16 protein-coding genes and 2 tRNA genes are annotated in these 20,629 nt (G+C 68.9%); 7 read left to right on the forward strand and 11 right to left on the reverse strand.

The features are described from left to right. Positions 1-79 precede the first annotated feature (79 nt). The 4 genes from CRT60_RS33960 to CRT60_RS33975 all read right to left on the reverse strand — a co-directional run bounded on the left by CRT60_RS33960 (position 80) and on the right by CRT60_RS33975 (position 2,810). A complete protein-coding gene (locus CRT60_RS33960; RefSeq protein ID WP_098740748.1) occupies positions 80-532 on the reverse strand; it encodes a hypothetical protein in 453 nt (150 codons plus the stop codon). A gap of 13 nt (positions 533-545) precedes the next feature. Further along, positions 546-1,388, reverse strand: coding sequence for a bifunctional DNA-formamidopyrimidine glycosylase/DNA-(apurinic or apyrimidinic site) lyase (mutM, locus tag CRT60_RS33965; protein ID WP_098740749.1), 843 nt, complete (start codon positions 1,386-1,388; stop codon positions 546-548). Positions 1,389-1,638: 250 nt separating this feature from the next. After that, positions 1,639-2,589, reverse strand: a complete 951-nt coding sequence (gene pip / locus CRT60_RS33970) for a prolyl aminopeptidase (RefSeq protein WP_098741177.1) — start codon at positions 2,587-2,589, stop codon at positions 1,639-1,641. A gap of 144 nt (positions 2,590-2,733) precedes the next feature. After that, positions 2,734-2,810 (reverse strand) — tRNA-Arg (locus CRT60_RS33975). Between the two features lie 465 nt (positions 2,811-3,275). On the opposite strand from CRT60_RS33975, the gene CRT60_RS33980 reads away from it, so the two are divergent. After that, complete coding sequence (locus CRT60_RS33980; RefSeq protein ID WP_161958148.1) at positions 3,276-5,375, forward strand: methyl-accepting chemotaxis protein; 2,100 nt, start codon at positions 3,276-3,278, stop codon at positions 5,373-5,375. 187 nt (positions 5,376-5,562) lie between these two features. On the opposite strand, the gene CRT60_RS33985 is transcribed toward CRT60_RS33980, so the two are convergent. Then, positions 5,563-5,639 (reverse strand) — tRNA-Arg (locus CRT60_RS33985). A 128-nt stretch (positions 5,640-5,767) separates the two neighbouring features. Here CRT60_RS33985 and CRT60_RS36350 point away from each other — a divergent pair. The 3 genes from CRT60_RS36350 to CRT60_RS33995 all read left to right on the forward strand — a co-directional run bounded on the left by CRT60_RS36350 (position 5,768) and on the right by CRT60_RS33995 (position 8,399). Further along, complete coding sequence (locus CRT60_RS36350) at positions 5,768-5,908, forward strand: hypothetical protein (RefSeq protein WP_161958149.1); 141 nt, start codon at positions 5,768-5,770, stop codon at positions 5,906-5,908. A gap of 169 nt (positions 5,909-6,077) precedes the next feature. Continuing rightward, the gene (gpt, locus tag CRT60_RS33990) at positions 6,078-6,572 is read left to right on the forward strand and encodes a xanthine phosphoribosyltransferase (protein ID WP_042693907.1); all 495 of its coding nucleotides are present in this window, start codon (positions 6,078-6,080) and stop codon (positions 6,570-6,572) included. 174 nt (positions 6,573-6,746) lie between these two features. Continuing rightward, entirely contained in the window at positions 6,747-8,399 is a 1,653-nt protein-coding gene (locus tag CRT60_RS33995; RefSeq protein WP_098740751.1) for a hypothetical protein, read from the forward strand. Positions 8,400-8,418: 19 nt separating this feature from the next. Here CRT60_RS33995 and CRT60_RS34000 read toward each other — a convergent pair whose 3' ends face one another. From CRT60_RS34000 to CRT60_RS34015, 4 genes are all read right to left on the reverse strand, one after another. Further along, entirely contained in the window at positions 8,419-9,246 is an 828-nt protein-coding gene (locus tag CRT60_RS34000; RefSeq protein ID WP_098740752.1) for an ABC transporter permease, read from the reverse strand. Further along, positions 9,243-10,205: an ABC transporter permease gene (locus CRT60_RS34005; RefSeq protein ID WP_098740753.1), complete on the reverse strand. Its 963-nt coding sequence runs from the start codon at positions 10,203-10,205 to the stop codon at positions 9,243-9,245. The genes CRT60_RS34000 and CRT60_RS34005 overlap by 4 nt, the downstream gene beginning before the upstream one ends. Before the next feature lie 42 nt (positions 10,206-10,247). Continuing rightward, positions 10,248-11,741, reverse strand: a complete 1,494-nt coding sequence (locus CRT60_RS34010) for an ABC transporter substrate-binding protein (protein ID WP_098740754.1) — start codon at positions 11,739-11,741, stop codon at positions 10,248-10,250. A gap of 127 nt (positions 11,742-11,868) precedes the next feature. Then, a complete protein-coding gene (locus tag CRT60_RS34015) occupies positions 11,869-13,674 on the reverse strand; it encodes an extracellular solute-binding protein (protein ID WP_098740755.1) in 1,806 nt (601 codons plus the stop codon). A gap of 164 nt (positions 13,675-13,838) precedes the next feature. On the opposite strand from CRT60_RS34015, the gene ppa reads away from it, so the two are divergent. Continuing rightward, positions 13,839-14,396 carry an inorganic diphosphatase gene (gene ppa, locus CRT60_RS34020; RefSeq protein ID WP_012975242.1) on the forward strand — a complete coding sequence of 186 codons (558 nt, stop codon included), beginning with the start codon at positions 13,839-13,841 and terminating at the stop codon, positions 14,394-14,396. A 26-nt stretch (positions 14,397-14,422) separates the two neighbouring features. Here the strand turns inward: ppa and CRT60_RS37675 are convergent, their stop codons facing one another. Then, positions 14,423-15,490 carry an NAD(P)H-binding protein gene (locus tag CRT60_RS37675; RefSeq protein WP_280177260.1) on the reverse strand — a complete coding sequence of 356 codons (1,068 nt, stop codon included), beginning with the start codon at positions 15,488-15,490 and terminating at the stop codon, positions 14,423-14,425. Positions 15,491-15,591: 101 nt separating this feature from the next. Here CRT60_RS37675 and CRT60_RS34030 point away from each other — a divergent pair, with 101 nt between their 5' ends. Further along, positions 15,592-16,527 carry a LysR family transcriptional regulator gene (locus CRT60_RS34030; RefSeq protein ID WP_098740756.1) on the forward strand — a complete coding sequence of 312 codons (936 nt, stop codon included), beginning with the start codon at positions 15,592-15,594 and terminating at the stop codon, positions 16,525-16,527. A gap of 2 nt (positions 16,528-16,529) precedes the next feature. On the opposite strand, the gene CRT60_RS34035 is transcribed toward CRT60_RS34030, so the two are convergent. Further along, entirely contained in the window at positions 16,530-17,480 is a 951-nt protein-coding gene (locus CRT60_RS34035) for an L-lactate dehydrogenase (RefSeq protein ID WP_098740757.1), read from the reverse strand. 302 nt (positions 17,481-17,782) lie between these two features. Here CRT60_RS34035 and CRT60_RS34040 point away from each other — a divergent pair, with 302 nt between their 5' ends. Further along, positions 17,783-20,494, forward strand: a complete 2,712-nt coding sequence (locus tag CRT60_RS34040) for a bifunctional acetate--CoA ligase family protein/GNAT family N-acetyltransferase (RefSeq protein WP_098740758.1) — start codon at positions 17,783-17,785, stop codon at positions 20,492-20,494. Positions 20,495-20,629: the final 135 nt, after the last annotated feature.

The raw sequence follows: 20,629 nt of genomic DNA on the forward strand, positions 1-20,629 counted from the left end.
TCCGGGACTCGTGGTTGTTGAGGGTCGTTCGATGGCGACAAATGGCGACGGCGCGCGAGTATGGCGGGTGTTCCCGCGATCAGCGCGGCGTCAAAGTGAAGCGGACGGCAGTCCCGGTGGCGGGCCTTGCCTTTTGGACGGCCTGTTGGGCGGCCTGCGGGAACTCCAGCCGCAGTTCCTCGCCGTCGCGGACGAAGACGCGGTCGGCGGTCCGGCGCCAGCCCAGCTGCGGCAGGGTCTGGTCGTAGAAGGCCAGCACCGCCTGTCGCGGCACGTCGCCCGACAGCACGGCCTGGACGATCCGCCCGCCCGGCTTGTCGAAGACCAGCGGCTCCGATTCGGCGGACGCCAGCCCCGGCATCACCGGAACGTCGGTGGTGCCGGGGACGAAAGGCCCGGACTCGGCTGCGGCAAGCTGGGCTGCCAGTACCGAAGGAATGGGAATGAGGAAGCTCCCCAGGCCCGCAACTGCGGGGCCGGCAAGGAGGAAAGCGGCGGACGCCGCCCGGAGCATGGCCGGTAGAGCCGTCATGCTCCCAGCTATATCACCGTTGGCGCGCCGCACAAAAGAAAGTCGAGCGGCCCGACTGTACAATCCGCTGAACGCCCCCCGTCCGGGCGCGGTCGCAGTCGCAATCGGGGCAGCCCTCCCCCTCCCGGTCGTAGACGGCGAACTGGTGCTGGAAATAGCCCAGCTCCCCCGACGCCTGCCGGTAGTCGCGCAGCGAGGAGCCGCCGGCGGCGATGGCGCGCTCCAGCACCTCGCGCACCGCGCCGGCAAGGCGGTCGACCTCCCCGGCGGTCAGGCTGGCTGCAGTCCGGGTCGGCAGGATGCCGGATCGGTAGAGTGCCTCCGACACATAGATGTTGCCGAGACCTGCGACGATGCTCTGGTCGAGCAGGGCCGCCTTGATCGGGGTGATCTTGCCGGCCAGCCGGCGGGCGAGGTCGGGGCCGGAGAATTCGTTGCCCAGCGGCTCCGGCCCCAGATTGCGCAGCATCGGGTGGTCGCCCAGCGCGTCGGCCACCGTCAGGTCCATCAGCCCGAAACGGCGGGCGTCGTTGAAGGTGACGATGGTGCCGGCATCGGTCTCGAACACCACATGATCGTGCTTGTCGAAGGCGTCGGGCCGTTCCGGCGCGATGATCATGCGGCCGGACATGCCGAGATGGGCGATCAGCACGCCGCCGTCGTCCAGATGCATCAGGATGTATTTGGCGCGCCGCCGCAGCGACGTGACCACGCGCCCGGTCAGCCTTTCGCAGAAGCGCGGCGGAAAGGGGGTGCGCAGGTTCGGCCGCCGCTGTTCCACACGGACCAGCCGCCGGCCTTCGAGATGCGGGGCGAGGCCCCGGCACACCGTCTCGACTTCGGGAAGTTCAGGCATCGGCAGAGTGTGGGGTGGGAGGGGGATTGGCGCAAGGGCGGTTGCTTGGAGAGTGCGGGAGCGGCGGGCAAGATCTCCACGGATTTCACGGATTTAGACACGGATTTCACGGATGTGGCGCCCCGAGGCCGCTGCCTCCGGGAAATTTGCGGGCGCCGCCAAGCTCAAGAAAAATCCGTGAAATCCGTGTCTAAATCCGTGACATCCGTGTCAATCCTGTCCCCGCCTCAGCGGCTCCCCGCAGCGCCCGTCACCGATATTCCTTGAACCGCTCCGTCGCCTGGATCAGCGCGGCGCGGATGCCGGGCTCCATGGCGGAATGGCCGGCATCGGGAACGATGCGGTAGTCGGCCTCCGGCCAGGCGCGGTGCAGCGCGTCGGCGGAGATCACCGGGCAGACGATGTCGTAGCGGCCCTGCACGATCACCGCCGGCAGATGGCGGATGCGGTCGACGTCGCGCAGGAGCTTGTCCTCCGGCGTGAAGCGGTTGGAGCGGAAGTAATGCGCCTCGATCCGCGCCAGCCCCAGGGCGTGGCGGTCCTCGCCGCTGGCCGCGATCAGGTCGGGCGACGGCAGCAGTGAGGAACAGCTTCCCTCATAGATGCTCCACACCCGTGCGGCGGCCATGCGCACCGTCGGGTCGGACGAATCGAGCCGCTTCCAGAAGGCCTCCAGCAGGTCGCCGCGCTCGTTTTCCGGGATGTGGCCGGCGAAGGCGGCCCAGGCCTCGGGGAAGAGGATGCGCATGGAATAGAGGAACCAGTCGATCTCGCTCTTCCGCATCAGGAAGATGCCGCGCAGGATCAGGCCCAAGCAGCGGTCCGGATGGGTCTGGGCATAGGAGAGCGCCAGCGTCGAGCCCCAGGAGCCGCCGAACAGGTGCCAGCGCTCGATGCCGAGATGGCGGCGCAGGGTCTCGATGTCCTCGACCAGCCGTTCGGTGGTGTTCTCGCGCGTTTCGCCGAGCGGCGTGGAGCGGCCGGCACCGCGCTGATCCATCACGACGATGCGGTAATGGGCGGGATCGAAGAAGCGGCGGTGGGTGGGCGAGGCGCCGGCCCCCGGACCGCCATGCAGGAACATCACCGGCACGCCGCGCGGGTTGCCCGCCTGCTCCCAATAGACCGTGTGGAGCCCGTCGACGGCAATCGTGCCGGTCTGGAACGGGTCGATGGGCGGATAGAAGTCGCTGCGGGGCATGGCCATGCATCCAGTGGTGCGGGCCCCGAGTGTAGAGGAGCCACCGGGGCTTGCGCCAGCGCGACGAGGCTCATCAGCGGAACCCCAAACGACAAAGGCCACCCGGAGGCGGCCTTGCATGTCGATCGCTGTGCTTTTGAAGAATGGCGCGCCCGAAGAGATTCGAACTCCTGACCCTCAGATTCGTAGTCTGATGCTCTATCCAGCTGAGCTACGGGCGCGCTGTGTATCCTTCGATCCCGGCGTCGGCGGCAGGCCGTCGGCGTCGAGGCGCGCAACATACTCAGAAGCCCCCGGACCCGCAAGCGCTTTTTTATCGAAAAATCGCACCCCGCCCCGCCGCCGGTCCGTTCACGATTTCCCACTCCCCGCGCTGCTGTATCTGCACCGACAATTTGCGGATCCATACAATGGAAGCGGTATTTCGTGTGACATATCGTCGCAATATTAAGGTTTCATAAGAGGTTTCCCTGAGTATGATGCGGCCTGGATAAACGTAGACTTCTGAATTTTCGCCAAAAAGCCGAAAGGCCTCTCCGTTGAACAGGAAAACAATGAACAGCAAGCATGCTGTTCATTGGAATGAATGTTCCGGCTTGAAGAAGAACGGTCACGTTGTCGGGAGCGGGACGCACACCAGCGACGAAGCGGTATCTCAGCCAATACGGATGAAGTGTGACGTGCCCATGATTCAGCTTCGAAAGACTTCGCTCAGAGCGGTTCTCAGCGTGGTGATCGGCAGCATCGGACTGCTCGCGGTGTTCACGAGCGTCTCGGACCTCGTCGATACGGCGCGCAACGCCCGCGATGCCGGCCGCGTCGCCACGCTCGCCGCGACCAGCCGGCAGCTTTACGAGGCCCTGCGCTCGGTGCGGCTGGAGCGCGCCACGACGCTGGTCCCGCTGCGGGCGGACGCGGTGGCCGACGATGCCACGGTGAAAGCGGTGGCCGAGCTGCGCGGGAAGGCCGAGGCCGCCTTCGCCCCCGGCATGGCGGCGCTCGACCGGCTCGACCCTGCCGGTTTCGGCAAATACGCGATGGCGATCCGGTCGAGCCACGACGCCCTGAACCAGCTGCGCGGGCAGGTGGACACAGCACTGCGCACGCCGAAGGCAACGCGCGACCGCACCGTCGCCGACTCCTGGCCGAAGCTCACCGACGCCTATCTGGCCGCGGTGCAGACGGCGACCGACGCCGTCGATGCCGGCATCGCCCTGGTCGATCCGACCACCGACCAGCTTCTGGCCCTGAAACGCGCCGCCTGGGTCGTCCGGCTGCGCACCTCCACCGAAATCCTGTCGGCCAGCACCGCCATCGGCGAGGGCCGGCCCTGGACCCAGGCGGAAATCCTGACGGCGGCGGAGGAACGCGGCCGGATCGACACCGCCTGGCGGATCATCGCCGATGCGGCGAAGCGTCCCGACACGCCCACGCGCATCGTCGAGGCGGTCGAGGCCGCCCAGAGCAAATTCTTCGAGACCGGCGGCGCCCGGCGCAGGATCGTGCTCGACGCCCTGTCCACCGGCGGCAAGCCGGACATCACCGCCGATGCCTGGGTGAAGCGCGAGGCCGCCGATCAGGCGCCGCTCAACGCGCTGGTCAACGCCACGCTTGAGGAGATGGTGGCCCATGCCGACTGGAAGGCGGGCCAGGCCGAGCGCGAACTGTTCATCCAGTCCGCCATACTGGCCCTGGCCATCGGGCTGTCGGCCGCCGGTCTGCTGCTGGTGTGGCGCCGCGTGACCCGGCCGATCCACATCCTGACCGTGGCCATCGACCGGCTGGCCCAGCGCGATTACGAGGTCGAGCTGCCGAACGACGGGCGCGGCGACGAGATCGGCCGGATGCAGCAGGCGCTGCTGGTGCTGCGCGACAACGGGCGCCAGCATGCCGGCATGGTCGAGGCGCAGGTCGCCGCCCAGGCGGCGGCGGCAGCGCGCACCACGGCGGTCGACCGGCTGTGCGGCGATTTCAGCGGCCGGGTCGGCACCAGCCTGCGGTCGGTCGAGAGCGCCGCAGCCCACCTGATGGGGACCTCGGCAGCGGTGACGCGGATCTCGGAACAGTCGGCCGGCGACAGCGGCGCCGTCGCCACCGCCGCCCACGAGGCCTCGGCCGGCGTCGAGACCGTGGCCGCCGCGGCGCAGGAGCTGTCGGCCTCCATCGGCGAGATCAGCCGGCGCATGGCGGAATCCGCCACCATCTCGCAGGACGCCATCGAGCGGACGGAGCGGACCGACAGGATCATCGTCGAGCTGGCCGCCGCCAGCGAGGCCATCGGCGCCATCGTCACCCTGATCGGCGACATCGCCGGCCAGACCAACCTGCTGGCGCTGAACGCCACCATCGAGGCGGCCCGTGCGGGGGAGGCCGGCAAGGGCTTCGCCGTCGTCGCCAGCGAGGTCAAGGGTCTCGCCACCCAGACGGGGCGCGCCACCCAGGACATCACCGACCGGATCGCCCGCATCCAGGCCATGACCCAGGACGCCGTCGAGGGCGTGCGGTCGGTGTCGACGGTGATCCGGCAGATGAACGGCGTCACCACCGGCATCGTCGCCGCGGTGGAGGAGCAGGGGGCGGCGACCAACGAGATCGCCCGCAACGTGCAGGAGGTGTCGACCGCCGCCGGCCGCATCTCCGCCAGCATCTCCGACCTTGCCCGGACGGTGGAGCAGTCGCGCACCGTCGCCGCCGACGTGCTGGAAGCGGCGGAGCTGATGAACCGGCAGGCGGAAGCATTGAAGGACGATGTCGGCGGCTTCCTGACGGAAATCCGGCGGGCATAGCGGCGGACGTCTCCGGTCGAGGACTGGGCGGGGCCGGTGGTCCCGCCCGTTTCCGCCGGGCCGCGCGACATGCGAAGATTTGGCAGGCGGGACGACCTGACCGGAAAAGTCCTGTCCAAGGCCTGGGCCTGAAAACACGAAAGGCGGCCAGAGGCCGCCCAGTCGTCAGTATCGGATTTAGGAAAGATGGCGCGCCCGAAGAGATTCGAACTCCTGACCCTCAGATTCGTAGTCTGATGCTCTATCCAGCTGAGCTACGGGCGCGCTGTGTATCTTTCGATCCCGGCGTCGGCGGCAGGCCGTCGGCGTCGAGGCGCGCAACATACTCAGAAGCCTCCCGACCCGCAAGCGCTTTTTTCAAGAATTTTCGATGGCGCAGAGGAAGCCGGCGGGTGGCTGGGAAAGCCGCGCGTCCGAAGGACAAGATGAACACGGATGTCACGGATTTCGGCACGGATTACACGGATTTTTCCGAGCTTGCCGGCGCTCCGGCTCTTCCCGACGAAAGCCGCTTCGGAACGCCGCATCCGTGAAATCCGTGCTGTGATCCGTGAAATCCGTGTTCATCTTGCCCACCGCTGCCGGACCGTCCCGGCAGCGAGAGACCCGCCAGTCGGACGCTCGATTAAGAATCGGCCGCAATTGCCGGGCGGCGGCGGCTGGGTTATACAGTCCACTTGCTGTTTTTGGAGAGTCAGTACCGTGGCCGAAGCCCCCTTCAACAAGCATTTCCCGGTGTCCTGGGAAGAGCTCCACCGCAATGCCAAGGCGCTGGCCTGGCGCCTGATCGACCGCGGCCCGTGGAAGGGCATCATCGCGATCACGCGCGGCGGCATGGTTCCCGCGGCGATCATCGCGCGCGAGCTTGAGATCCGCATGATCGACACCGTCTGCGTCTCCAGCTACGACCATCAGCAGCAGCGCAACGCGACGATCCTGAAGGGCGTCGAAGGCGCCAATGCCGGCGACGGCGAGGGCTGGCTGATCATCGACGACCTGGTGGACACCGGCAAGACGGCGGAGATCGTGCGCAAGATGCTGCCGAAAGCGCATTTCGCCACCGTCTACGCCAAGCCGGCCGGCCGGCCGCTGGTCGACACCTTCATCACCGAAGTCAGCCAGGACACCTGGATCCACTTCCCCTGGGACATCGAACTGCAATTCTCGCAGCCGATCGCCAAGCAGCGGAACGGCTGACCGGCGCCCGCCCGGCCCTGAACCTGGGCGCGTCCTTCCCGCCCGGCCCCATCCGGCCGGGCGGGAAGGGCGCGCCGGGTTCATTACATAAAAATTTACAGTTTGCGTCCTAAATGACGCGCGGCGGAGCGCCTGCGCCCGCCGACGCCTTCAACATCGCGTGGCGGCCCGCGCATGAGCGACGAATTGACCGGCGACCTGCGCCCGGATGAGCTGCATCAGGAAGAGCTGCGCCGGAAGATCGACGCCCTGGTGACGCGGCTGCCGGCCAGCCTCGTCTACAGCCTGCTGAGCGAGATCGAAGGCATGGACAGCGAGCCGACCGACCGGGTCCAGCTCGTCCGCCAATATGTCATCGAGTATCTGAACCGCCAGCGCACCAACCGCGCCCGCCGCCTGTTCACCAACCTGTTCGAAGCCTTCCTGATCGACGACGACGTGCTGTACCATTCCGGCGTCTCGATCCCCGGCATGCTGCAACGGGTCGATGTCGGCGCCCTGTGGGAGGCGCTGAGCCGCGACGCCTTCCCCCTGCTGGCGGTCGAGGCGCAGGAAACGCTGGACGAGATGGCGCGCGGCGACGTGATCGACCGCATCCTGCGCTCCCCCGTCGCCATGGTGATGAAGGAGCGGATGCGCGTCGCGTCGGTGAAGCATCTCGACGCCGTGCTGGCGAACAAGAAGGCGACGGACGAGCTGCTGGCCGGCATGTCGCGCAACCGGCCGCGCCGCACCCGCCTGATGTCGGGCTTCCTGGAAAAGACGCCGCACATCGACCTCGCCACGCTGCGGCTGATGCATCTGGTCCTGACAGGAGCCGAGGGGCCGGTGAAGCCGGTCGCCGACCGGCTGGAGGATTTCCCCGCCAGTTGCAGTGGCGAGATGGAGGCGAACCGGCTGGCCGACCTGCTGCTGGACGCCACCGAATCGCTGCGCGACCGCTGCGGCGACGATCTGGCGGCCATGCTGCCGCTGTCGGTGCTGTCGGTGAAGCGCAACTATCCGGTGGCGGCGCTCTATATCCGGCAGAGCGGCGTCGATCCCGGCCGCGGCGACGCCATGACCGCGGCACTGACCGGCCATTTCATCGGCGTCACCCGCGCGCTGACCGCGGCGCTGAGCGTCATCCTGAAGCTGAACGAGCGGGTCCCCGGCTCCGCCATCCGGCCCAGCGCCAAGGAGAAGGCGCGGCTGGAGGCGCTGGTGCAGCGGCTGGACCAACTGGTCCACGCGGCGACCTCGGCCGGGCTGATGGAGGACCGGCGCAGCGAGCCGGCCTTCCGCAACGCCTGGACCCAGGCGGCGAAGATCATCGGCAGCCGCGTCGCCGCGGTGGCGATGGAACGCTCCGCCCAGGCCGCCGCCGCCCGTCGCCAGCCGGTGATCGACCATGCCGACATCGTCTGGCTCGACCGGCTGCTGTGGCGCTGGCAGGCGATGTCGCGCGACTTCGGTTTCGAGACCTACGATCTGGTGAAGTGGCGCGAAACCCTGCTGGAGGAGCTGCGCGCCAACGTTGAGAAGGCGATGAAGTTCGAGGAGAGCGATCCGCTCGACGAGCGGATGGAGCATCTCCTGCGCATCAACGCCATCGCCGGCGTGTTCGGCCAGCGGGTCAGCGCCTGGATTCCCACCTTCAGCCACAACATGACCCGCCTGCTGTCGCACCGCCTGGAACGCGGCGGCGAGCTTGGCGACGACGAACAGGCGATCATCGACGACCTCGTCGCCACGGCGCGCACCGAGGTGGGCAAGTCGCGCTATTGGAAGAGCAACGAGCTGATGGACCTGATCGAACTGTCGGAGCGGACACGGCAGGCGGGGTGAAGGGTCACGTCACCCCCGCTCACATCACGCCGGACGACCGGTGCCGCGGGTCGAGCCAGTCGCGCAAGCCGTCGCCCAGCATCGTCAGCCCCATGACGCTGAGCGCAATCGCCACACCCGGAAAGACCGCCTGCAACGGGGCGGTGAACAGGTAGGTCTGGGCGTCGCCCAGCATCTTGCCCCAGCTGGGGCTGGGCGGCTGGATGCCGAGGCCGAGATAGCTCAGCGCCGCCTCGTTGACGATGGCGACGGCGAACAGGATCGTGGCCTGGACCACGACGATGCCGGCGATGTTGGGCAGCACATGCACCAGCGTCACCGACAGCGGCCCCCGCCCCAGCGCCAGCGCCGCCCCGACGAAGGGCCGCCGCCACACCGCCAGCGCGGCGCCGCGGGTGACGCGGGCCAGCACCGCGGCGTTGAACAGGGCCAGCGCCACGACGACGTTGATCGCCCCGGCGCCCAGGGCGGCGGTCAGCAGGATCGCCGTCAGCACGGCGGGAAAGGCGAAGACCAGATCGCCCAGCCGCGCCACCGCCTCGTCCCCCCAGCGCCCGAGCGCAGCGGCCAGCAGCCCCAGCGGCACGCCGCCCAGCAGCCCCAGCCCGACCGCCGCCGCACCGACGGCCAGCGAGTTGCGGGCGCCGACCATGATCATCGACAGCACGTCGCGCCCGAAATGGTCGGTGCCGAGCCAATGGGCGGCGGTGGGCGGCTTCAGCCGGGCGATCACCCGCACCTGCTCCGCCGGGTAGGGCGTCCACAGCAGCGACAGAAGCGCCATGGCGACCAGCAGCAGGGTCAGCCCGGCGCCGAGATGGAGGGAGAGCGGAAGGCGGCGCTTCACGACGCTCCCCCGTTCCCTGAGGCCGGGGGCCGCGGATCGGCCAGCGCGCAGGCGATGTCGACCAGGGCGTTGACCAGCACGACGAACAGCGCCAGCAGCACGACCACCCCCTGCACCACGATCAGGTCGCGCTGGCCGATGGCCTGATAGAGCAGCCGGCCGAGCCCCGGCAGGGTGAAGACATTCTCCACCACCACAGCACCCGCCACCAGAAAGGAAATCTGCAGCCCCAGCACCGTCGCCACCGGGATCAGGGCGTTGGGCAGGGCATGGCGCAGCAGCACGGCCATGCGGCCCACCCCCTTGGCGCGGGCGGTGCGGATATGGTCCTCGCCCAGCGTGTCGAGCACGGCGGTGCGGGTGACGCGGGCGAGGATGGCGGCCTCCGGAATCGCCAGCGCCAGCGCCGGCAGCAGCAGCGCCTGCAACGCCGGGCCGATGCCGGCGCTCCAGCCGGGAAAGCCGCCGGCCGGGAACCAGTGCAGGGTCAGCGAGAACAGCAGGATCAGCAGGATGGCGATCCAGAAGCTGGGCATCGACACGCCGAGCTGCGCGAAGCCCAGCACCGCCCAGTCGCTCCCCCTGCCCCGCCGCGCCGCCGCCAGCAGCCCGAGCGGCAGGGCCAGCACTGTGCTGAGGACGAGCGACAGCAGGGACAGCGGCAGGGTCACCGCCAGCCGCTCCGCCACCAGATCGGCCACCGGGCGGGCATAGGTCAGGCTGACGCCGAGATCGCCGCGCGCCAGCCCGCCGGCCCAATGCAGGTAGCGGGTAAGGATGGGCCGGTCGAGCCCCATCTGGCTGCGCAGCGCGGCCAGCGTGTCGGGCTGGGCATCGATGCCCAGCATCAGCAGCGCCGGGTCGCCGGGAACCAGTTGCAGCACCGTGAAGACCACGATGCTGGCCAGCCAGACGGTGACGATCAGGCTGACCAGCCGTCGCAGCAGGAACGCAAGCACGCGGGGGCTATCCTTACTTGGCCAACTCGATTTGCCTCGCCGTCACTTCCAGGAAACGCCGGTGACGTCGTTGGCCTGCACCGGGCGGTTCACCCACATGCCGGTCAGCCCGGCCTTCTGCACCGTCACCGACGGCAGCATGAACAGGAAGCCGTTGACCGCATCCTCCGCCAGGACCTTCTGCTCCTCGCCGTAGAGGGCGTTGCGCTTGGCCGGGTCCTGGGTGCGGTTCAGCTCCTCGTTCAGGGCGTTGAAGCGCTCGCTCCTGTAATTGAAGTAGTAGTCGGGCCGGGCGTAGATGTCGATGTCCAGCGGCTCGGTGTGGGCGATCATGGTCAGGTCGTAATCCTTGCCCTTGAACGTCTTTTCCAGCCAGGCCGCCCACTCCACCGGCTCGATCTTCGCCCGGATGCCGACCTCGGCCAGCATGGCGGCGACCAGCTCGCCGCCGCGGCGCGCGTAGGGCGGCGGCGGCAGGCGCAGCGTGGTGTCGAAGCCGTTCGGATAGCCCGCTTCGGCCAGCAGCGCCTTCGCCCTGGCCGGGTCGTAGGGGTACATCCCGGTCAGGTCGACATAACCCTCGCGGTGCGGCGGGAAATGGCTGCCGATGGCGACGCCGTTGCCGTAGAGCACGCCCTCGATCAGCGTCTGGCGGTCGATGGCGTGGGCCATGGCGCGGCGGACGCGGACATCGTCGAAGGGCTTGCGGGCATTGTTGGTCGACAGCAGCGTCTCGCCCTCCGTCGAGCCGACCATGACCGTGAAGGCCGGATCGTTGCGGAATTCCGGCAGAGCCTCGTAGGTGCTGAACAGGGTGAAGGCGTCGATGTCGCCGGCCTTCAGCGCCGCCACCTGGGCGGCCGGGTCGCTGATGAAGCGGAAGGTGACGCGGTCGATCTTCGGCTTCGCCCCGTCATAGTCGGGGTTGCGCACCAGCACGACGCGGTCGCCGGCGACCCAGCGGTCGAACTTGAAGGGGCCGGTGCCGACCGGCTTCTGCTTGTTGGTCGCCGCCGATTCCGGGGCGACGATGGCGGCGTCGCCGCTCGCCATGTGGAACAGGAACAGCCCGTCGGGGCGCGACAGGGTGACGACCGCCGTCTGCGGGTCCGGCGTCTCCACCTTGGCGATGGGGGCGAAATAGGCCTTCTGCGCGTTCACCGACTCGGCGGCGCGGGCGCGGTCGAGCGTGAACTTCACGTCGGCGGAATCGGCGGTGGTGCCGTCGTGGAACTTGGCGTTGGGGCGCAGGGCGAAGCGGTAGGTCAGCCCGTCGTCCGACACGCTCCAGCGCTCCGCCAGCCCCGGCACCAGCTTGCCGTCGGCATCCACGCGCAGCAGCGGTTCGAACAGGTTGGCGTAGGTGACTTCCTTGATCGCCCCGGCGGCACCGGCGGTCGGGTCCAGATGCGGCGGCTCCAGCGCCATGCCGACGACGAGGTCGGTGCGCGGCTGGGCCAGCGCCGCCTGCGATGCGGCGGCCAGCGCCAGCACGGCGAAAGCGGCAAGGGTGAAGCGCTGCTTGGCGGTCGTCATGGTTGGCAAACTCCCCCGTCTCGTCGTTACCGACGTTGTCTTTGCCGCGATGATGCGGTGCGGCGAGGGAGAGCGCAAGGGAAGCCGCCAGCCGTTTTCATTGTCCCATCAGCCATTGTCCCGTCCGCTACTCCACCCACCAGCTTTCCAGCATCGGGCCATAGAGCGGGGTGACGGCGGGACGGTGCAGGGTCGCCCAGCGGGCGATGCGGTCGACCGGGCTGTGATAGAGCGGGACCATGTAATGCCCCCGCAGCAGAACCCGGTCGAGCGCCCGCACCCGGCCGACCAGGGCGTCGCGCGTGGTGGCGGCGGCGATGGAGCGGGCCAGCGCATCGACCACCGGATCGCGGATGCCGGCAAGGTTGCGGCTACCCTCCTGCCCGGCCGCATCGGATCCGTAATAATAGAGCTGCTCGTTGCCCGGCGACAGGCTGGACGCCCACCAGCGCATGGTCATGTCGAAGTCGAAACGCTCCAGACGGGCCTGGAACTGGGCACTGTCCACCGTGCGGACGCGGGCCGCGATCCCCAGCGGCTCCAGCGAGCGGGCGAACTCCAGCGCCACCCGCTCCTCCGACGGATCGGACAGCAGGATTTCGAAAGCGAAACGGTTTCCGGCATCGTCGGTCAGCCGGCCGTCGCGCACCCGCCAGCCGGCCTGCTCCAGCAGCCGCAGCGCCTCGCGCCGGTTGGCGCGCAGGCCGGCCGGCCCGTTGCCACTACCATTGCCGGCTTCCGGCAGGGTGAAGGGTTTGGTGAAAAGGTCGGGCGGCAGCCGGTCGCGGAAGGGCGCCAGCGCCTGCAACTCCTCGCCCTGCGGCAGGCCCTGGGCGGCCAGCTCGGAGTTGGGATAATAGCTGGCGGTGCGGGTCAGCAGGCCGTGGAACAGGCTGCGGCCGATCCAGTCGAAATCCGGCGCCATCCCCAACGCCCGGCGGACCCGGACATCGGCGAACAGGGGGCGGCGGGTGTTGAAGATCAGGCCGCGGGCCGGTTCGGGGCGGTGGTTGGGCAGTTCCTCCCGGACGATGCGGCCGTCACGCAAGGCGGGACCGTCGTAGCCGGTGGCCCATTTGGCCGGATCGCTTTCGTAACGAACGTCTCCCTGCCCCGCCTTGAAGGCCTCCAGCGCCACCGAATCGTCGCGGTAATAATCGAACTCCAGCCGGTCGGCATTGAACTGCCCGACACGGACCGGCCGGTCGCGGCCCCAATAGTCGCGCACCCGCTCATAGACGATGCGGCGGCCGGGATCGACCGAGGCGACGCGGTAGGGGCCGCTGCCCAGGATCGGCTCCAAGGTCGTCCGGCTGAAATCGCGGGTCGACCAGAAGGCCTTGGAATGGATCGGCATCAACCCCATCAGCAGCGGCATCTCGCGGTCGATGCTGCCGTCCGGATTGGCGGCGAAGGCGAAGCGGACGGTCTGCGGGTCGGGCGCCTCGGCCGCCGTGACCTTGGCGTAGAACAGGCGGCGGTTGGGGGTGCCGTCCCGCCGCTGCGCCTCCAGCGAGAACAGCACGTCGGCGGCGGTCAGCGGCGTGCCGTCCTGCCAGCGCGCCTTCGGGTCGATGTGGAAGGTGACGGCGGAGCGGTCGTCCGCCACCTCGACCCGGTCGGCCAGCAGCCCGTAGAGCGAGAAGGGCTCGTCCCACGAGCGCGTCAGCAGCGTTTCGAAGACGTAGCCCATGCCCAGCGCCGGCACGCCCTTGACGATGTGCGGGTGCAGGCTGTCGAAGCTGCCGGTCACAGCCTGCCGGATGGTCCCGCCCTTGGGCGCCGCCGGGTTGACATAGGGGAGGGCGGTGAAGTCCGCCGGCAAGGCCAGATCGCCATGCATGGCGATGCCGTGATGCGGCGGCTCCGCCAGACCCGGATGGGGCGCCAGCAGGGCCAGAAGGGTGAAAAGAAGGAGGATCGGACGGGGCATGACCGGCAGGGTTGCCGCTTTGCCGCACCTGCGCAAGAGCCCGCGCAAGTTCCTTGGACTCAGGGTGCGTTCCGCCTAAACTCCCGCCCCGCGTGGCGCCGGACCGGGCATCGGCGCCAAAACAAGAACGTGCCCTGAATACGCCAGTCGAAGGAACGCGATACATGGATCTGAGCAAGCTCGCCGCGGGCAAGAATGTGCCCTGGGACGTGAACGTCGTCATCGAGATTCCGATCGGCGGCCAGCCGGTGAAGTACGAGGTCGACAAGGACTCGGGCGCCGTGTTCGTCGACCGCTTCCTGCACACCGCGATGTTCTATCCCTGCAACTACGGCTTCATCCCGCACACCCTGTCGGGTGACGGCGACCCGGTGGACGTCTGCGTCGTCGGCCAGCACGGCGTCGTCCCGGGCGCGGTCCTGCGCTCGCGCCCCATCGGCGTCCTGTACATGGAGGATGAGGCCGGCGAGGACGAGAAACTGCTGGCCGTTCCGGTCGACAAGCTGCACCCGTTCTACACCGACGTGAAGAACTACACCGACCTGCCGGCCATCGTGACCGAGCAGATCGCCCACTTCTTCGAGCACTACAAGGATCTCGAAAAGAACAAGTGGGTGAAGGTCCGCGGCTGGGGCAACGCCGAAGAGGCCGCCAAGAAGATCGAGGAAGGCCTCGCCCGCGCCCTGGAAGCCAACAAGGGCAATCCGGGCCCGGTGGTCTGAGGGTTGGTTGTTTGAACCTTGCGGCTTCAGCCTTGATGGCTTGAGATCGCAAGGTCGGGTATGTGTCTCCCCGCCTCCGGCATGTCCGCCGGCTGAGCGGGGAGATGCCCCAGCCCTTCAAGGGTCCGGCGTACCGCAAGCTCCAGCGGCGTGTGCGGTTCCTCGCCCAGGAAAGCCAGTAGGCGGCGGTTGTCCAGCCGCACCGGGCGTTGCCAGAGATAGCGCATCTCGCCGAGTTCGCGGAACAGCGGCACCGCCACACCGGCCAGCCGCAGCAGCCACCAGGGCATCCGCCGCACCGGCAGGCCGGGCTTGCCGAGGGCTTGCGCGATGGCCGCGACCATCCGGCTTCCATCGGCATCCCAATGGCCGTCCATATGGAACATCGCGTCGTCGCCCAGTTCCACCTCGCGGTCGAGCAGGCGCATCGCCGTTTCCGCCACGTCGGGCAGGAAGGCCCATTGATGGCCGATCCCCGGCCGGCCCGGCTGGTTGATGCGGGTCGGCGGCTTGCCGGGCGTCAGCAGCCCCTGGCTGAACCAGCTGTTGGCGGCCTTGGGTCCGAAGAAGTCGCCGCAGCGTAGGATCAACAGCCGCGCACCCTGTCCCACTGCAAGATGAAGACGGCGCTCCATCTCCACCCGGATGGCTCCCTTGCGGGTCAGCGGGGTCTGCGCCGCGGTTTCCGGGATCAGCGGGAAGACGTCGGGGCCGTAATTGTAGACGGTGCCGGGCAGCAGGATGCGGGCGCGGTTGGCACAGGCCGCGGCGATGCTGTTGTCGACCATGGGTAGAACCAACCGGTCCCAATCCTTGTAGCCGGGCGGGTTCACCGCATGGACGATCAGCGCCGCCCCCTCGGCCGCCGCCGCCACGTCGGCGGCGTTCATCGCGTCGCCGACCACCCACTCGATGCCGTCCGGCTTCGGCTGCGACTGGAGTTGTTCAGCCGGTTTGCGGCGCAACCCGCGCACCCTCCAGCCGCGCGCCGCCAGCGCCCGTGCCAGTTCGCCGCCGATCCCGCCGGTCGCCCCCAGAACCAGAGCGGTCCTGCCCGCCCCGGTCGCCTGCATGCCGGTCATCTGTCCTGCCATCGCAGCCTCCATCGCCTTTCGCTTGGTGATGGGGACAGGATGGTCCCGACGGATGGCTAAACGGAATTGTCGAACTGCGGCTAACCGCTATACTGAAATCGATGAGCCAGCCGCCGCCCAGTTGGGACCTTTACCGCAGTTTCCTGGCCGTGATCCGCGAGGGGTCTCTGTCGGCGGCGGCGCGTGCCCTGGGGTTGACACAACCGACGCTGGCCCGCCATGTCGCGGCGCTGGAGGAGGCGATCGGCGGCTCGCTGTTCGTGCGCTCGCCGCGCGGACTGGACCCCACCGACGCGGCGCTGGCGCTGAAACCGCAGGCGGAGGCGCTGGACGCGGCGGCGGCCAGCCTGTGGCGCACGGCGTCAGGCTATGGGGCGTCGGGCTATGGAACGGCGGGTGGCGGGGCGGAGGTGCGCGGCACGGTGCGGGTCACCGCCAGCGAGGTGGTGGGCGCCCGCATCCTGCCGGCGATCCTGGCGGACTTGCGCCAACGCCATCCAGCATTGGAGATCGAACTGGTGCTGTCGAACGCCGTCGACGATCTGCTGCAACGCGATGCCGACGTCGCGGTGCGGATGGTGGAGCCCGACCAGCAGGCGTTGCTGGTCAGGCGGATCGGCGTCGTCGCACTCGGCATGCACGCCCGTCGCGACTATCTCGACCGCCACGGCACTCCGCAGTGCCTGGAGGATCTCGGCCATCACAGCCTGATCGGCTTCGACCGCGAAACGCCGGACATCCGCGCCATGATGCGGCGGGCGCCGGGCCTCGCCCTGCCCCGCTTCGCCCTGCGGTCCGACAGCCATCTGGCCCAGCTGTCAGCCATCGAGGCCGGGTTCGGCATCGGCATCTGCCAGGTCCCGCTGGCGCGGCGGACTCCCGATCTGGTCAGGCTGCTGGCCGACGCCTTCGACATGCCGATGGGCATGTGGGTCGCCATGCACGAGGATCTGCGCTCCACCCCCCGCTGCCGCGCCGTCTTCGACGGGCTGGCGGCGGGGCTGAAGGATCATGTGTCGACGGACCATGCCGGGTAGCGTCAACCGCTCCAGCCCATCCGGCGTTCGACGCCGTCAGCGGCCTCCTTCAGGATTTCGGCACTGCGGCGGAGCGCCGTCTCCTCCTCCGCCGACAGGTTGGGCAGGATGGTGTCCACCACGCCGCCGGCGCCGATGACGCGCGGCAGCGACAGCACCACCTGCGGCACGCCGCAGACGTCGTCGGTCAGCATGGCGCAGGTCGCCACCATCCGTTCGTCGGCGCCGATGGCCGAGACCAGCCGGGCCAGCCCGCCGCCGATGCCGAAGGCGGTGTGGCCCTTGCCGTTGATGATGCGGTAGGCGGCGCGGCGCACGCCCTCGTCGATGGCGGCGCGGTCGTCCGCCGTCAGGCTGCGGCGGAGCTGGGCGGCCGCCTGCTCGACGGACAAGCCGGCGACGGTGGCGCTCGACCACAGCAGAACCTCCGAATCGCCATGCTCGCCCACCACATGGGCGTGGACGGAGCGCGGCGTCACCGCCAGCTGTTCGGCCAGCAGGGCGCGGAATCGCGCGGTGTCCAGCACGGTGCCGGAGCCGATGACCCGGTTGCGCGGCAGCCCGCTGATCCGCGTGGCGATCTGCGTCATCACGTCGACCGGGTTGCTGGCGACCAGCAGCACGGCGTCGGGTGCCGCCTTCAGCACCTCCGGAATGATGGCGCCGAACACCTTGGCGTTGCGCTCCAGCAGGTCCAGCCGGGTTTCGCCCGGCTTCTGGGCGACGCCGGCCGACAGCACGACCACCCCCGCCCCCTCCAGCGCGGCGTAGGAGCCGGCGCGGACGGTGACGGCATGGGTGAAGGGCACGGCATGGGCGATGTCCTGGGCCTGGGCCTGGGCCAGCGCCTCGTTCATGTCGACCAGCACGACCTCGCTCGCCGCGCCGGTGGTCACCATGGCGAAGGCGGCGGTGCTGCCGACGAACCCCGCCCCGACGATTCCGACCTTCATGAACAGGCTCCCTTGCACAAGTTGGCGTACGGACGATCACAGCTTGCGGGCGGTCGGCCTCCCGCCGCAAGGCGCAACACGACAACTCCCCCTTGTTTTCAATCCTTTCCCGTTTTCCCCCGCCCTGGTTTTCCATAGGCGCGACGAAACGCCCCCTTGCCCAATGGTCATACCAACCCGTAATGTTGCGTCGCAGCAAATGGTGGGGATGAAAGTCCGGGCCGGCGCTGTTCGTCATCAAAACCGTCGGCATCCCGTGGCAGACTGGGGGCCGGCGCCATATTCCTGCACCGGATCCGGTCATGACCGTTCGCAACCTCGACAAGCTGTTCAAGCCCGCCTCCATCGCCCTGATCGGCGCCAGCCGCAAACCCGGCACGGTGGGGGCGGTGGTGGCCCGCAACCTGTTCCAGGCCGGCTTCGACGGGCCGGTGATGCCGGTCAACCCGACCGAGCGCGCGGTGGAAGGGGTGCTGACCTACAAGACGGTGGACAGCCTGCCGATCACGCCGGACCTGGGCGTCATCTGCACCGCCCCGGACACGGTGGCGGCGACCATCGACGCGCTGGGCAAGCGCGGGACCAAGGCCGCCATCGTCATGACCAAGGGCATGTCGGCCGACCAGACCCAGGCGATGCTGGACACCGCCAAGCCCTATCTGATGCGGGTGCTGGGGCCGAACAGCCTGGGCGCCATGGTGCCCAGCCGCGGCATGAACGCCAGCTTCGCGCCGGTGGCGCCGCGCAAGGGCGACGTGGCGCTGGTGGCGCAAAGCTCGATGGTGCTGACCTCGGTCGCCGACTGGGCGACCTCCCGCGGGATCGGCTTCTCGCATCTGGTGTCGCTGGGCGACCGCGGCGACGTCGATTTCGGCGACCTGCTGGACTATCTGGCCTCCGACGTCACCGTGCGCGCCATCCTGCTCTATATCGAGAGCATCACCCAGGCCCGCAAATTCATGTCGGCCGCCCGCTCCGCCTCGCGCCAGAAGCCGGTGATCGTCATCAAGGCCGGCCGGTCGGACGAGGCGCAGGAGGCCGCGGCCAGCCACACAGGCGCCCTGGCGGTGTCGGACGCCGTCTATGACGCGGTGTTCCGCCGGGCCGGCGTGCTGCGGGTGAACGATCTGGCCGAGCTGTTCGACGCCGCCGGCACGCTGGGCACCGGGGTGCCGATCACCGGCGACCGGCTGGCGATCCTGACCAACGGCGGCGGCATGGGGGTGATGGCCACCGACAAGCTGATCCAGGCCGGCGGCCGGCTCGCCGCCATGGCGCCCGAGACGCAGGAGGCGCTGGCCAAGGCGCTGGGTCCGCAGCCGGGTGGGGGGCAGCCGGGCGGCACCCCCTTCCGCAACCCGCTGCGCATCGGCGCCGACGCCACGCCCAAGCGCTATGCCGAGGCCCTGAACGCGCTGATGCAGGACACCGGCAACGACGCCGTGCTGGTCCTGCACTGCCCGTCCGCCCTGACCGACAGCGAGGCCATCGCCCAGGCGGTGGCGGAGACGGTGCAGGCCAACAAGGCGCGCCGCCACCCGGTGCTGACCAGCTGGATCGGCGACCAGTCGGCGGTGGAGGCGCGCAAACTGTTCGCCGACGGGCGCATCCCGACCTACAGCGGCCCGTCCGACGCGGTGCGCGCCTTCATGCATCTGGTGCGCTACCGCCGCAGCCAGCAGCTTCTGATGGAGACCCCGCCGTCGGTGGCCGAGGATTTCCAGCCCGACGAGATCACCGTGAAGAAGGTGATCTCCCGCGCCATGGCCGAGAAGCGCGAGTGGCTGAGCGAGTATGAGGCCAAGCGCGTGCTGGCCGCCTACGGCATCCCGGTGGTCGACACCCGCGTCGCCCAGACGCCGGAGGAGGCCGCCGCCGCCGCCCGCGTCATCGGCGGGCCGATCGCGCTGAAGATCCTGTCGCACGACATCACCCACAAGTCCGACGTCGGCGGCGTCGCTCTCGGCCTGACCAGCCCGGAGGACGTGAAGGCGGAGGCCGAGGCGATGCTGGCCCGTGTCGCCGAACTGGCACCGGAGGCGAAGATCGAAGGCTTCACCGTGCAGGAGATGGCCGTCCGCCCCGATGCCTACGAGCTGATCGTCGGCATGACCGAGAACGAGATGTTCGGCCCGGTCCTGCTGTTCGGCGAGGGCGGCATCGGCGTCGAGGTGGTGGAGGATTATGCGCTGGCCCTGCCGCCGCTGAACATGAAGCTGGCGGCCGAACAGATGAGCCGCACCCGCATCCACCGCCAGCTCCAGGGCTACCGCTCGCGCGCGGCGGTCGATCTCGACGCGGTGGCGCTGACGCTGAACAAGGTCAGCCAGCTGGTCGTCGATTTCCCCGAGATCGCCGAGATGGACATCAACCCGCTGCTGGCCGACGCAGAGGGCGTGACGGCGCTGGACGCCCGCATCAAGGTCGGCGTGCCGGCCCTGGCCGGGGCGGCAAGGCTGGCGATCCGCCCCTATCCGAAGTCGCTGGAAGACCGCATCACCATCAAGGACGGCCGCCAGTTCTTCGTCCGCCCGATCCTGCCGGAGGACGAGCCGCTGGTGCACCATCTGGTGGAGAACCAGACGGCGGAAGATTTGCGCCTGCGCTTCTTCGCCCCGCTGAAGCGGCTGTCGCACCAGGCGGCGGCACGGCTGACCCAGATCGACTATGACCGCGAGATGGGGCTGATCGCCGTCGGTCCCGACCCGCAGACCGGCGACACCATCATGTACGGTGTGGTGCGCATCACCGCCGACCCCGACAACCGCCGCGCCGAATATGCGGTGATGGTGCGGTCCGACATGAAGGGCCAGGGTCTGGGCTATATCATGATGAACAAGATCCTCGATTACGCCCGCTCGCGCGGCATCAAGGAGGTCTATGGCGAGGTTCTGCGCGAGAACACCAACATGCTGAACATGTGCCGCGCGCTGGGTTTCGTCCGCAAGGAGAACCTGGACGAGCCCGGCGTGGTGGAGGTCCGCATCGAACTGGGCGGCGGGCTGGCGGCGTAAGAGTTTCTATACCGGCGGTTGACTACAGGCACGGATGGGGCAATATCAGGCTTGGCGGGCAGGGGGATTCCGCCCCCCTGCCCGCCAGCCCGATGCTAGCTGAAGAGATCAAGCAAGCGCTTGACGATCTCCAAC

Origin of the sequence: Azospirillum palustre (genome assembly GCF_002573965.1) — a bacterium.
Taxonomy (GTDB): domain Bacteria; phylum Pseudomonadota; class Alphaproteobacteria; order Azospirillales; family Azospirillaceae; genus Azospirillum; species Azospirillum palustre.

What these genes read in the sequence shown, in the direction of transcription:
- CRT60_RS33960 (WP_098740748.1), bottom strand. Translation starts at nt 532, where the DNA reads ATGACGGCTCTACCGGCCATGCTCCGGGCGGCGTCCGCCGCTTTCCTC.
- mutM (WP_098740749.1), bottom strand. Translation starts at nt 1,388, where the DNA reads ATGCCTGAACTTCCCGAAGTCGAGACGGTGTGCCGGGGCCTCGCCCCG.
- pip (WP_098741177.1), bottom strand. Translation starts at nt 2,589, where the DNA reads ATGCCCCGCAGCGACTTCTATCCGCCCATCGACCCGTTCCAGACCGGC.
- CRT60_RS33980 (WP_161958148.1), top strand. Translation starts at nt 3,276, where the DNA reads ATGATTCAGCTTCGAAAGACTTCGCTCAGAGCGGTTCTCAGCGTGGTG.
- CRT60_RS33995 (WP_098740751.1), top strand. Translation starts at nt 6,747, where the DNA reads ATGAGCGACGAATTGACCGGCGACCTGCGCCCGGATGAGCTGCATCAG.
- CRT60_RS34010 (WP_098740754.1), bottom strand. Translation starts at nt 11,741, where the DNA reads ATGACGACCGCCAAGCAGCGCTTCACCCTTGCCGCTTTCGCCGTGCTG.
- CRT60_RS34015 (WP_098740755.1), bottom strand. Translation starts at nt 13,674, where the DNA reads ATGCCCCGTCCGATCCTCCTTCTTTTCACCCTTCTGGCCCTGCTGGCG.
- ppa (WP_012975242.1), top strand. Translation starts at nt 13,839, where the DNA reads ATGGATCTGAGCAAGCTCGCCGCGGGCAAGAATGTGCCCTGGGACGTG.
- CRT60_RS37675 (WP_280177260.1), bottom strand. Translation starts at nt 15,490, where the DNA reads ATGGCAGGACAGATGACCGGCATGCAGGCGACCGGGGCGGGCAGGACC.
- CRT60_RS34030 (WP_098740756.1), top strand. Translation starts at nt 15,592, where the DNA reads ATGAGCCAGCCGCCGCCCAGTTGGGACCTTTACCGCAGTTTCCTGGCC.
- CRT60_RS34035 (WP_098740757.1), bottom strand. Translation starts at nt 17,480, where the DNA reads ATGAAGGTCGGAATCGTCGGGGCGGGGTTCGTCGGCAGCACCGCCGCC.
- CRT60_RS34040 (WP_098740758.1), top strand. Translation starts at nt 17,783, where the DNA reads ATGACCGTTCGCAACCTCGACAAGCTGTTCAAGCCCGCCTCCATCGCC.